This is a genomic window from Mesotoga infera, assembly GCF_900157305.1.
Taxonomy (GTDB): domain Bacteria; phylum Thermotogota; class Thermotogae; order Petrotogales; family Kosmotogaceae; genus Mesotoga; species Mesotoga infera.
Genome location: NZ_LS974202.1, coordinates 806,331 through 818,836 on the forward strand (window position 1 = coordinate 806,331; position 12,506 = coordinate 818,836).

The following is a 12,506-nucleotide window of genomic DNA, read 5'->3' on the forward strand; positions in this document are numbered from 1 at the left end:
GACAACTATCAAACCGGGTGATATGATCTAAATGTAAGAGATACATCGAACTTAGAGGAGGGAGCATAAATGAAATCTACAAAAGTCAGATCGGTGAAAGAAATCTTCGACCAGATAGAAAAAATCAAGGTAGACGCCCTCAAGTCCGGAGCCTTCTACCGCTTTTAAGAAGCGTGAAGATAGCATAACAGAGCCCCTTCAACATAGAGAAAGAAAGTCATTGGAGCCCCTAAAAAGGGGCTCGTTTTTTATAACCGGATATTTTTGAACAATTACAAGTACCGGTCAAAAGAAAAAAAGAAGGGTCTCGCTGGAGACCCAATGTCATCTTTCTTTCCGTGGGGGAAAAAGGGGGGTTGCTTTGTATGTTCGGTTCTACTGGTGTGCCTTTTAGTTAGAGAGCCAGAAAATTACCCAACCTTGCAGAATCCGATCTCGCTTTGTCTATGGCTTTCTGGATATCTCTAATTCTCGTGAAAGTCCTTATTCTCATGCTGATCCCTCCCGCAGGTTCGATATTTTTCTTACATAATGATCATATCACTTAGTTTGATAGTTGTCAAACCATAATTATTAAATATCGATGAACATCAAACTATGCTGGTATGAAGGCCATTCCGCTACTATTATTTGTTGATTCTAAAGACTTCGGACCATAGAACGGGTTATGAGCATACACCATCGACGAACAAACTGCCCTACTGTCAGTATTCACGGATATTTATATACTTTCCGTTCATTTCTTCTGCATCTTTTAGAATGAGTTCTAAACATATCGAACACCTTGTATGGTATAATTCTATTCATATCGAACCTGGAGTGTGGCTTCATTTGCGAATGGTTCCCGGATATGTTGAATTAGTTGAAATTCTCATGGCGTGCGCTTATGCCGACAAAGAGAGTTATTTTGATTCAGTCTCGGAGGATCTGGGCGTCGATTTTAAGCCGGGTGAAGAGCTGGAGCTTTTTCTCCGGTTCTTGAGAGGCGATTCGAACTGGTCGATAAAGGTGGCCGTGAACGTATTCTCCGAAATAAAGGATAGCGTGATCTTCTTCTGCGACATGCCCCCCTCTTCTGGAAAGATAGTGACTATCGAAGAGACTATGGAAAGCCTCAAGAACGATTTCAGAGGTAAGGCCAGATGCGTGGTCGAGAGCATCCTTCTGAACAACTTGAATTTCTCGAAGGAAGAGGTTGAAAGGGCACTGGGTGGTGATCTAAATATAGTTGCCGAAGCCGTCGATAGGGCTAGCGACCTTTCGGAGAACACGACCTGGTTCATTACCCAGCTGGTGAACTTCCCGCAACAATCTCAGGAGATTCTCATGTTTGCCCTGACAGTTCTGAAGAAGTATTACGAAGATTCGGGGCTCAGGAAGAAAAACCTTGGCTGTATAAACGAGACCATTGAATCCTTTGGTCAGGAGGAATACAAAGAAGTCGCCTCAGGGTTTCTGGAACTCTACGGAGTAACGGCCAGGGATGAGTCTCCTCTGTACCTACTTCTGCAGAACACGCTCCAGTATCCGGGCGTGAGATACGCCTACGCCTGCGACAAGCAGTTCGTCGTTCTCAACAATCAGCTCAAGCAACTCGAAGAAATCGTCAACCCTTATATCACCGACCACATTCTCAGACTCTTTCTCAAAAACTTCTCCGATCCTACGAAAATGCAGATCATGGTGGCCGTTTCTCAGGAACCCAGGTACGTTGACGAGCTGGCCAAACTTTTAGGGCTTTCCAAAGCGACCATCTCTTACCACCTCTCTTCGCTTGGAGAACTGGCGCTGGTCACCGGTAGAAAGGATCGCAGGAGGATATATTTCTCGCTCAACCGCAAACGGATCGAAAGCATTATCAAGAGGCTGGAAGTCTTTTACGAAGAGAGTGATGACTCTTGGAAATGATAGCGGGATACTTCGAGATCTACGATCTCACGATGGCCATACACTTCTCTCTCAACACCGGCCCGGTCGAAAAAGTCCTCAAAACACTCGGTGTCGATTACGAACCTACCAAAGAGTTGATCGACTTCCGGGATACGCTTCTGCAGGACAGCGAATGGACGACGAGGATGTACACCACATTCATGGACGAACTGGGCGTCATGGCTCCGATACTCTTTCCAATAAAGCAGAAGATGCTAGACGGGATGGTAGTAACGATAGAGGAGAGCCTAAATATCTCCGACGAGGGCCTCCAGATGATCAGAGACAGATTCATACAGGTTTTAGCCGACCGGCGGCTTAGGGTTTCGTACGAAACTCTCCTCAAGATGCTTCTCGAGCAGCCCTCAGAGGTGGCCCGGGCCATAGATACTATAGAGGGAATCAGCGCCGACACTATATGGTTCATAAACCAGTTATTATTCTTCCCCAAAACCGCGATGGACTTTCTGGTGGCCAACACTCTAAAGATACTTAAGCTATACGAAAAGAGCGGCTTGCGCGAACTCAATCTCAAAACCATAAGAAACTATTTCGAAAACCAGTCCTCTCAGAAGATAAAGGACGCCTTTTTAAACTATCTCGATTATTACGATATAGCTCCCGACGAGAGTAAACCGCTTTATATAGCGCTTCAGAACTCGGTGTCCCGTACCAATTCTGGCCTGATGACCTATCCTACCTTCCATCTCTTGATAATGGGGTTAGAAGAGGTGACACAGGACTTCTCCGGAAGGATTCCCAAAGAAGTGCGTCTTCAAAGCCTGTTGAAGGTACTCTCCGACGAAACGCGTTTCAGGATACTCAAGAGACTCAATTTTCAGCCTGTACCTCAGAAGCGTCTCGTAGAGTTCACTGGCCTTGCCAAATCGACCATCTCTTACCATATGGGCCTGCTTTTCAAGTCTTCGCTCATAGACATAGATCCCTTCAGCAATATAGTCTCTGTAAGGAAGGAGACTTTGAGAAAGGCGGCGGCCGATATCAGAAACCTTCTGGCGATAAAGGAGAAAAAGCAATGATCAAAGCTGTGATTTTCGACATGGACGGAGTGATGATAGATTCGGAAAGACTTTACAGGGAGGCCTGTACGGAAATAGTAAGCCGTTACGGCGGGACGGTAACGCCGGAACTCTTCGATAAACAGATGGGACTGAAAATGGAAGAGACGCAAAGAGTGGTCGTGGAAATAGCCAGACTTCCCCTAACACCCCAGGAGTTTGGAAGGATGTATATCGAGCGCTTCCTGGAGATCGCCAGAGAAAGGCTCGGTCCAAATCCCGGCCTTGTAGAGCTTCTGGAGTTTCTTTCTCCCCGTGTAAAGCTGGGCATTGCCTCTTCGACCGAGAAGAGCGTGATCATGGAGATCGTTGAACAGATAGGCGTTGGCCGGTACTTCCAGACGATAGTTGGGGGAGATGAAATCTCCAGATCCAAGCCAGATCCGGCGATTTACCTTCATGCTGCCAGTCTGCTGGGTTGCGATCCGGAAGAGTGTATAGTGATCGAAGATTCCCCGAACGGTATAAAGAGCGGCACGGCAGCCGGCATGGAGGTTTTTGCAGTTCTGCACGATGAGAACAGACACCTGGATCTCTCGGGTGCCGGCAAGGTATTCGAAAACTTGGTCGAAGTTGGAGAGTATCTGCGGCGAAGAGACGGACTGTCGAGTCGCAGATGCTAAACCTTCACCCTGTACCAGTACTGATAAGCCTCTTCGAAACCTAGCGACGAGTATAGCTTTATAGCTACGTCGTTCACTATATCCACCTGAAGATAGGCGATCCGGGCTCCTTCTCTCCCGGCGAGCGCCAACAATTTTTCGGTAAGTTCTTTGCCGTAACCCATTCTCCTGTACCCCTGACCGATCGTTATGCCGAAAAGACCGAAGTATTCGTCCTCCCTGACTGCCATGGCGCAGCCTACTGTCTCCTCGCTCTTCTTCAAGATTACGTAAAAAGCCTCTGGGACTATCGAATCGAGTATCCTCCCCAACCAGTATTCGTTTTCCGCGGCTTTTTTGCTCAACCTTGTGAAGGAACCCAGCCACTCTCTGGACGGAGTAGTGAAGATGTCGAGATCGGAGAGATCCCGTTTCGCTCCGGAGAGCTCCTTGGTCATGACTATCGCACGGTCTCTCTCGACGTACCCCTTGCCCTCCAGTGCCCTGTCCAGCTCGGACGGAAGAGATATGGACGTCATCTTGAAGATCGTTTGGAGTCCCCTGCTCGAGCAGAATAGTTCCGCGTCGTTTATCTTTCGCATCAGGTACTCTCTCGATTCATAAAGAGGGAGTATGGAATTGGCCCTGTTGGTGTAACCTCCTGCACACCTCATCACCCAGCCGTCGTAGAATCTTACATACACACCCGGCCAGGCGTTCATAGATATCTCTTCGAGCTTGCGTATATCCGTCATCAAAGCCTCCATATCGTTCGCATCTTTGCAATATTATAGCCTTTCTTCGGCCTCTTTCTCTCGTCCCTCACTTTCTCCAATCGATGATAAAATAACTGCGTGACAAAGGGGGGTATGAAAGGTGGAAGAAAAGCGTCTAGACCAGAACCTGTACTCGACATATCTCTCGAGAATCAACTCAGTCCTCGACTACATAGAGCAGCATCTGGCCGAAACTTTGACACTCGAAGAACTTTCCGATGTAGCCAATTTTTCGAGATTCCACTTTCACAGGATCTTTTTCGTATTCATGGGAGAAACGCTTTCGCATTTCATCTGGCGTCTCCGTCTGGAGAAAGCCGCCGTTCTTCTGGTTAACGACTCGAAAAAAACCGTCTCGGAAATCGCCCTGGACTGTGGATTTTCAAGCCCCTCCTCATTCAGCCGGAGCTTCAAGAAGTATTTCGAACTCACTCCTCTTGAATGGAGGAAGGAAAAACTCGCACAGAGCAATCTCGATCAAGAGGAAGGCAACTTCGATCATACACAGAGCAACGAGAGAAAGGCATCTTTTCCCGCTCCTATCTACAATCGTAGTGTGGAAATCATGATGAGGAGGATGAATATGGAAAAGATGGGCAAAAGCGTCACCATCAAGCAGTTACCGGAAACTGACGTGGCTTATGTGCGTTACATCGGACCTTACGCGGGCGACGAGAAGCTCTTCAAAACTCTTTTCAACAAGCTTTGTGCCTGGGCAGGGCCAAGGGGACTTCTCCAGAGACCCGATGCGCAGTACCTGATTATCTACCACGACAACCCCGATGTCACCGAAGAAGATAAGTTGAGGTTGAGCGTCTGCGTGACGGTACCGAAAAATACACGTGTCGAAGGCGAGATCGGAAAGATGACCATCATGGCGGGAGAGTACGCAGTGGCACGTTTCGAACTGGATTCCAGCGAGTACGGAAAGGCCTGGGACTGGCTTTACGGACAATGGTTGCCGCAGAGCGGGTACCTCCCCGACGACAGGCTGCCCTTCGAACTGTACCCGACGGACGTAAAAAGTGAGTGCGAAGAAAAGAAAGTGGTGGACATCTATCTGCCGGTCAAGAAGATTTGAAATGTGGCGGGGAGTTTAGCTCCCCGCTTTTATTTAGGTTCTCCGACCACGTTGCGCACGAACCAGTCCATCGAGAGAAGCTCCTCATCCGAAGGTCTTTCTCCAGCCGCGTATCTCATATTGCCGCTTTGATCGTAAAGGGGTCCTTCGAAGGGGTGAAGATCGCTGGAGATTATCTTCTCCCTTTCGGCTACGACTATATCGGCTATTGTCTGGGGTACAAGCGAACTCATCGATATGTCCACGATCTTGTCTTTTATTCCGCCCCAATACTGGTAGCTCTTCCATTTCTTATCCATAACCTCCCTCACGACCCTCTCGTAAAAGACACCCCAGTTCCACACCGGAGAGGCTAGAAAGGTCTTAGGCGAGAACGCGCTCATGTCGGTGTTATAACCTATCGCATAGATTCCCCTGTTTCCAGCCGCCTGAACGGCCGCCGGGGAGTCCTGACTCTGGGCTATGATGTCGGCGCCGATGTCCATGAGTGCGATCGCCGCTTCTTCCTCTTCGGAAGGATCGAACCACGTCTCGGTCCAGATAACGTGAATACGGGCGTCGGGATTGACCTTCTCCACCCCTATTGCGAAGGCGTTTATTCCCCTTATCACCTCGGGTATCTTGAAAGTTGCCACATAGCCTATTATGTTACTCTTTGTGAGACTGCCGGCTATCAGACCGGTAAGGTAACCCGGTTCGTATATCCTGCCAAAATAAGTTCCGAGGTTCTCAGAGGTTTTGTAGCCGGAGCAATGCATGAAAATGGTTTTTGGATAATTCGCCGCGATCTCCACTACATCGTCCATGAACCCGAAGCTCGTACTGAAGACGATGTCGAAGTCGTGCTCGGCGAAACTTCTCATGATTTCAAGGTCCTGCTCGCCTTCGACCACGTTTTCTGCATATTCGGTCTCGATCTCATGACCAAAAACCTTTTCCAGATAGAGTCGCCCTTCGTCGTGCTTTTGAGACCAGCCACCGTCGTCGGTGGGCCCCACATACACAAAACCGACCCGAAGAGGCATCGCCTGGATCGATAACGCTAACAACACAAACATCACAAACACCAATCTTACTTTCAAGTTGATACCCCCTTTTATCCTCTGCCTTTTGAAACAAACCTTATTGCCCGCAACTTCCAACTCTGCTTGTTAACGCCTGGAATTATAACAAAGATTGGCCATAGCGGGATATCTTTTTAAACACCCTCTATGACTGAAAGCGCGCGGTGGAAGCCGCTCTTGGGAAGAAAGAAATGATCCGTTCCCCATTGTCCGGCCAACGTTTGCTGAAAGAGAAAATAGTATTAAAAGAACGCTTCCGACGCTGCGCAGAAAGAACCGTCCACCGTCCTTCGAAAGAGCGGGATTTTGATCTTCTTACCTCTGACCTCATTCCTCTTACCTCTGTTTAGAAACGAACGAGAAGAACAGGAGAGCGAGATCCCGTATAGGAGTCCTGAATTTGATCCCTGAATAAGATCATTTCAGGGCAGGCTCTTCAGGACAGGCTCCACGGGATGACAATCCCTTGCCGTCATGCCGGACTTGATCCGGCATCCCCGCTCCTTCGAAAGAGCAAGAGCGAGATCCCGTATAAGAGCATTACGGGATGACAGGATTGGTGCACTACGGGATGACAGCCCCTCAGGTCATCCTGACGTGCTCCCAGTCAGGATCTCGCCCTTTCCTCCCTTCCCGTCATGCCGGACCTGATCCGGCATCTCCGTGCGCCCGGCATGGTACACAACTATAGGGTGAAAGACCCGAATGTGGGGAGTCAAAGAAGCATTAGCCAGAGGCAAGGGTGTCACTGGTAACGGTGAATCTGAAGGAAGCCCGAGGCAAAGTCCGGAACTGAACGAAAGTGAACCAGAGATGGCCGTTACAGAGGGTAACCCTGCGGGATAAGGGAAAGCCCTGACTCCAGCTGTAAAGGTTCGGATGGCAGGATTCGGATGAAAGTGGTGTATCTTACCCGGGGAAGTCCTCATGAGTCCGAAAGGGGTAACCGTTAGCAAGGAGGAGATCCAAGTTAAGGGAAAGCTCAGGAGGATGGCAGATGAACCCGTAGTAGTGAAGAACCTCTCCGAAAGGAGAAGGGACCTTGGCTATAAGCCAAGGGGGTGATGAGGAGGTCGAAAGGCACCATCACTTGCGAAGGGGAGAAGGATCGAAGAAATGTGATCGGAAGACAGTGAAGAGATTCAGATTGGACAGTTAAAGACAAGGTACACATTCCCGAAAGGGTAGAGAAGCCAGTCGTTAGTTGTCGCAACGAAATCTGGAACTATAGCTGTTGGAAGAGAACATGCAGGAGAAAGAGATGAAGTATTACAGTCTAATCGACAAAGTCTATTCGGAGAAGAACCTATTGAAAGCCTATCACAGGGTAAACTCCAACAGAGGAGCTCCTGGGATAGACGGAGTAACCGTAAAATCATTCGGGGAGAAACTCCTCGAAGAAATCGAGAGATTATCCGAAGAAGTCAAGAGCGGTGAGTACATGCCCATGCCACTCAGGAGGGTAGAAATCCCAAAAGCAGATGGTAAAACAAGGCAATTGGGAATACCTGCTGTGAGAGACAGGGTGGTACAACAATCTCTCAAGGAGGTACTGGAACCTATATTCGAGGAAAGATTCCATCCCTCCAGTTACGGTTACAGAAAGGGAAGAAATGCCTGGCAGGCGGTGGAGAAGGCGAAAGCTTTCGCATCCAAATACGGTCTGTGCAATGTAGTGGAACTTGACCTGAGCAAATGTTTCGACACTCTGGATCATGAGAAGATAATAGACTCCGTAGCAGAGAGAGTGAGTGATGGAAAGATACTCAAACTCATACGCGCAATGCTGAAGAGCGGAGTAATGGAAGATGGAGTCTGGAAGGCAACAGAAACTGGCAGTCCACAGGGTGGTGTAATAAGTCCCCTGCTGGCGAACATCTACCTGGACGAGTTCGACCAGAAGATGAAAGCCAGAGGAATAAGGATAGTCAGATATGCAGACGACATATTAATCTTCTCGAAAACCCAGGAAGAAGCCCGAGAGTTTCTGGCAATCGCGATCAACATACTGGAGATTGACATGAAGCTCAAGGTCAACAGAAACAAGACGAGAATCACAACACTGGAGGAGGGCTTTCACTTTCTTGGCTTCGAAATAAAAGGCGAGAGAGTTGGGATAGAGAAATCCAGATTGAAAAGGTTCAAGGGAAAGGTCAAGGGACTTACAAGAAGGAACCAGAGCACACCGGTAAAGGAAATAGTGAAAGAGCTAAATCCACTGTTGAGAGGATTTGCCAGCTATTTCAGGATAGTAGACTTACAATCTACCTTGAGAGGGCTTTTGAGCTGGATAAGGAGAAGGCTTAGAGCCATCATACTACACCAGTGGAAGAGCACAAAGAAACTGAACAGAGTCCTCAGAAGGGCTGGATGGGAAGAGAAAGTCAATTTGAGAATGAACAAATGGCGCTCTTCTCACACAAAAGCAGTCAATTACGCCATTCCCAACAGGTTCTTTGAAGAGATGAACTTATTCGATATGACATCGTACTATCATCCCCTGTCGAAGTATCCGATACTCGATCCATGAGCCGTGTACGAGGCCCGTACGCACGGTTCTGTGAGAGGACGAGGGGCTCCGCCCCTCTCCTACTCGATGTGCGCCCGGCATGGTACACAACTATAGGGTGAAAGACCCGAATGTGGGGAGTCAAAGAAGCATTAGCCAGAGGCAAGGGTGTCACTGGTAACGGTGAATCTGAAGGAAGCCCGAGGCAAAGTCCGGAACTGAACGAAAGTGAACCAGAGATGGCCGTTACAGAGGGTAACCCTGCGGGATAAGGGAAAGCCCTGACTCCAGCTGTAAAGGTTCGGATGGCAGGATTCGGATGAAAGTGGTGTATCTTACCCGGGGAAGTCCTCATGAGTCCGAAAGGGGTAACCGTTAGCAAGGAGGAGATCCAAGTTAAGGGAAAGCTCAGGAGGATGGCAGATGAACCCGTAGTAGTGAAGAACCTCTCCGAAAGGAGAAGGGACCTTGGCTATAAGCCAAGGGGGTGATGAGGAGGTCGAAAGGCACCATCACTTGCGAAGGGGAGAAGGATCGAAGAAATGTGATCGGAAGACAGTGAAGAGATTCAGATTGGACAGTTAAAGACAAGGTACACATTCCCGAAAGGGTAGAGAAGCCAGTCGTTAGTTGTCGCAACGAAATCTGGAACTATAGCTGTTGGAAGAGAACATGCAGGAGAAAGAGATGAAGTATTACAGTCTAATCGACAAAGTCTATTCGGAGAAGAACCTATTAAAAGCCTATCACAGGGTAAACTCCAACAGAGGAGCTCCTGGGATAGACGGAGTAACCGTAAAATCATTCGGGGAGAAACTCCTCGAAGAAATCGAGAGATTATCCGAAGAAGTCAAGAGCGGTGAGTACATGCCCATGCCACTCAGGAGGGTAGAAATCCCAAAAGGAAATGGTGAAACAAGGCAATTGGGAATACCTGCTGTGAGAGACAGGGTGGTACAACAATCTCTCAAGGAGGTACTGGAACCTATATTCGAGGAAAGATTCCATCCCTCCAGTTACGGTTACAGAAAGGGAAGAAATGCTTGGCAGGCGGTGGAGAAGGCGAAAGCTTTCGCATCCAAATACGGTCTGTGCAATGTAGTGGAACTTGACCTGAGCAAATGTTTCGACACTCTGGATCATGAGAAGATAATAGACTCCGTAGCAGAGAGAGTGAGTGATGGAAAGATACTCAAACTCATACGCGCAATGCTGAAGAGCGGAGTAATGGAAGATGGAGTCTGGAAGGCAACAGAAACTGGCAGTCCACAGGGTGGTGTAATAAGTCCCCTGCTGGCGAACATCTACCTGGATGAGTTCGACCAGAAGATGAAAGCCAGAGGAATAAGGATAGTCAGATATGCAGACGACATATTAATCTTCTCGAAAACCCAGGAAGAAGCCCGAGAGTTTCTGGCAATCGCGATCAACATACTGGAGATTGACATGAAGCTCAAGGTCAACAGAAACAAGACGAGAATCACAACACTGGAGGAGGGCTTTCACTTTCTTGGCTTCGAAATTGTCAACATCAATCGGAAATGTGAAAAAACATCGATCGGAAATGTGGAAAAACATCAACGATTTTTGTGAAATCAATGACCAGGCGAACTAATCAATTGTGTACCAATAAGACCGGTTTTCTGTTTCTCTCTAAGCCTGTAACTCTTTCCTCGTATGTTGACAATGGTACAGTGATGCAATAGTCTGTCAAGAACGGCTGTTGCGAGTATCTCGTCTTCAAAGATTCTGTTCCATTCTGCAAAGCCTCTGTTTGAAGTAAGAATTATGCTTCCCTTTTCGTATTTCTCACTCACCAGTTCAAAGAAGAGCTTTGCACCTTCATTTTCAAGTGGGAGATACCCCAACTCGTCTACAATGAGTAGCTCAATCGATTTGAAGTAACCTATCGTCTTTTCAAACCGTCTTTCAGAAAAGGCCTTCTTCAGTTTGTCCACAAGCGATATTGCATTCACAAAGTAAACTTTCTTCCCTTCTCTGAGCGCTTCCATTCCCAGGGCTACTGCCAGATGTGTTTTTCCAACCCCGGGAGGTCCAAGCAGAACGACATTCTCTTTTTCGTACAGGAATCTCAAGCTCTTCAGTTCCATTATCTGTTTCCTGTCTATTGAAGGCTGAAAGGAGAAGTCGAATTCTTCGAGTGTTTTGTGAAATGGAAGTCCACTGTATTTGAGAGCTGTGAGATATCTTCTTTCACTCTTCTCCTTTACTTCAGCCAGCAGTAATTCTTCCAAGAGCTCGGTTACATCTTTCTCTCCTTTGCCCCAATTGTGTAGAGAGAAATCCAGCGAGTTCATCATTCCGGTAAGCTTGAGCGATTCCATTAACTCTCTCACTCTTTCGTACGCCATTTCATGCCCCCACCAGTTTCTGGTATTCCTTCAAGGACCTTACTTCAACCTGGTCTTTGAGTGGCTGGCTGTTGATCAGATCATCTTCACAATAAATCTTCAGCATCTGACCTTCCGTTTGCAGGTTGACTTTCTTGCCGGTGTATTTCTCAGGTACCCTGTAAGCTCTTTCTTTGTAAATGACCTGTCCGGACTCTCTTACCAGCCTTGTGTTTAATCTCCTCAAGGGATAGAATCTAGTTAGTTTATTCAGATGTTCCTTTTCCCTCTCGAACCTCTCGAGAGGGGTTTCTTTTAGATAGGAATGTAATCTCTGGTTGGCAATGACCAACCAATCGAGAAGAGTGTTCTCTAATTCAGAGAGGCTTGAGTAGCTTTGAGCATACAGTATGTTGTTTCTCACATACGGAACCATCCTCTCAACCTTCCCTTTGGCCTTCGGGTTGTATGGACGATGAGTTATTATCCTGAAGCCATAGAAGTCTGCGAAGTCTGTGAACTTGGCATTGTATTCTTTCTTCCTCTCAAGAGACTTGACCACGGCTTTCATGTTGTCGTACAGCCCTTCATGTGGATAACCTCCGAAGTATTCGAATGCCTTGTTATGAGCTTGAAGAAGTGTCTCAAGCTTCTCGTCATTGACTATCTGGACATACAACATTCGCGAGTATCCTAGGACCATGGTGAAGAACTTTATCACCACCGACTTTCCACCTATCCTGGTCTCACCCTCTCCCCAATCGGCCTGGAATTGCCTGCCCGGAGCTGTCTCAAATCTTGTGCTCTCAATTTCATCCTCCGGACGTATGGAGTGCACATACATCCGAACTATCGTCATTCCTCCGGTGTAACCTTGAGCCTTTATCTCTTTGAACAACACTGTGGCTTTTATTGACGGATACTCTTCTAGCCTTTTGATTATGTGCTCTTTGTAAGGATCCAGTTTTGAAATACCCTTCATCTTCTTCCAATCCTCCTTCAAATACTTGCTGACTGTGTTTTCATGGCAGCCCATTTCTCTGGCTATCTCTCTGTTTGTAATTCCCCTCTTGCTAAGTATTCTTATTTCAATGACCTGCTTCTCTCCCAACATC

Annotated in this window: 12 protein-coding genes; 8 read left to right on the forward strand and 4 right to left on the reverse strand. The window is 47.6% G+C overall.

The features are described from left to right. Positions 1-837 precede the first annotated feature (837 nt). From MESINF_RS03775 to MESINF_RS03785, 3 genes are read left to right on the forward strand one after another with little or no spacing between them, the layout of a single operon-like run. Entirely contained in the window at positions 838-1,908 is a 1,071-nt protein-coding gene (locus MESINF_RS03775) for an ArsR/SmtB family transcription factor (RefSeq protein ID WP_231936899.1), read from the forward strand. Next, positions 1,905-2,969 carry an ArsR/SmtB family transcription factor gene (locus tag MESINF_RS03780; protein WP_231936900.1) on the forward strand — a complete coding sequence of 355 codons (1,065 nt, stop codon included), beginning with the start codon at positions 1,905-1,907 and terminating at the stop codon, positions 2,967-2,969. Before MESINF_RS03775 ends, MESINF_RS03780 begins: the two co-directional genes overlap by 4 nt. Then, on the forward strand, positions 2,966-3,631 hold the full coding sequence (locus tag MESINF_RS03785) for an HAD family hydrolase (protein WP_169698612.1): 666 nt from the start codon (positions 2,966-2,968) through the stop codon (positions 3,629-3,631). The genes MESINF_RS03780 and MESINF_RS03785 overlap by 4 nt, the downstream gene beginning before the upstream one ends. On the opposite strand, the gene MESINF_RS03790 is transcribed toward MESINF_RS03785, so the two are convergent. Beyond that, a complete protein-coding gene (locus tag MESINF_RS03790; protein ID WP_231936845.1) occupies positions 3,628-4,365 on the reverse strand; it encodes a GNAT family N-acetyltransferase in 738 nt (245 codons plus the stop codon). The genes MESINF_RS03785 and MESINF_RS03790 overlap by 4 nt on opposite strands. A gap of 121 nt (positions 4,366-4,486) precedes the next feature. Between MESINF_RS03790 and MESINF_RS03795 the strand changes: the two genes are divergently transcribed. After that, positions 4,487-5,467 carry an AraC family transcriptional regulator gene (locus tag MESINF_RS03795; RefSeq protein ID WP_169698614.1) on the forward strand — a complete coding sequence of 327 codons (981 nt, stop codon included), beginning with the start codon at positions 4,487-4,489 and terminating at the stop codon, positions 5,465-5,467. A gap of 29 nt (positions 5,468-5,496) precedes the next feature. On the opposite strand, the gene MESINF_RS03800 is transcribed toward MESINF_RS03795, so the two are convergent. Beyond that, positions 5,497-6,549, reverse strand: a complete 1,053-nt coding sequence (locus tag MESINF_RS03800; RefSeq protein ID WP_231936846.1) for a BMP family ABC transporter substrate-binding protein — start codon at positions 6,547-6,549, stop codon at positions 5,497-5,499. A gap of 909 nt (positions 6,550-7,458) precedes the next feature. On the opposite strand from MESINF_RS03800, the gene MESINF_RS03805 reads away from it, so the two are divergent. The 4 genes from MESINF_RS03805 (at position 7,459) to ltrA (MESINF_RS03820) (ending at position 10,633) form a co-directional block, all read left to right on the forward strand. Next, entirely contained in the window at positions 7,459-7,596 is a 138-nt protein-coding gene (locus MESINF_RS03805) for a hypothetical protein (RefSeq protein ID WP_169698557.1), read from the forward strand. 196 nt (positions 7,597-7,792) lie between these two features. Beyond that, entirely contained in the window at positions 7,793-9,061 is a 1,269-nt protein-coding gene (gene ltrA, locus MESINF_RS03810) for a group II intron reverse transcriptase/maturase (RefSeq protein ID WP_169700807.1), read from the forward strand. Between the two features lie 332 nt (positions 9,062-9,393). Continuing rightward, entirely contained in the window at positions 9,394-9,531 is a 138-nt protein-coding gene (locus MESINF_RS03815) for a hypothetical protein (RefSeq protein WP_169698557.1), read from the forward strand. 181 nt (positions 9,532-9,712) lie between these two features. Continuing rightward, a complete protein-coding gene (gene ltrA, locus MESINF_RS03820) occupies positions 9,713-10,633 on the forward strand; it encodes a group II intron reverse transcriptase/maturase (protein ID WP_231936848.1) in 921 nt (306 codons plus the stop codon). Between the two features lie 2 nt (positions 10,634-10,635). Here the strand turns inward: ltrA (MESINF_RS03820) and istB are convergent, their stop codons facing one another. Both istB and istA read right to left on the reverse strand, forming a co-directional pair. Next, positions 10,636-11,412: an IS21-like element helper ATPase IstB gene (gene istB, locus MESINF_RS03825; protein ID WP_169698615.1), complete on the reverse strand. Its 777-nt coding sequence runs from the start codon at positions 11,410-11,412 to the stop codon at positions 10,636-10,638. Between the two features lies 1 nt (position 11,413). Then, on the reverse strand, positions 11,414-12,505 hold the full coding sequence (gene istA, locus MESINF_RS03830) for an IS21 family transposase (protein ID WP_169698555.1): 1,092 nt from the start codon (positions 12,503-12,505) through the stop codon (positions 11,414-11,416). Position 12,506: the final 1 nt, after the last annotated feature.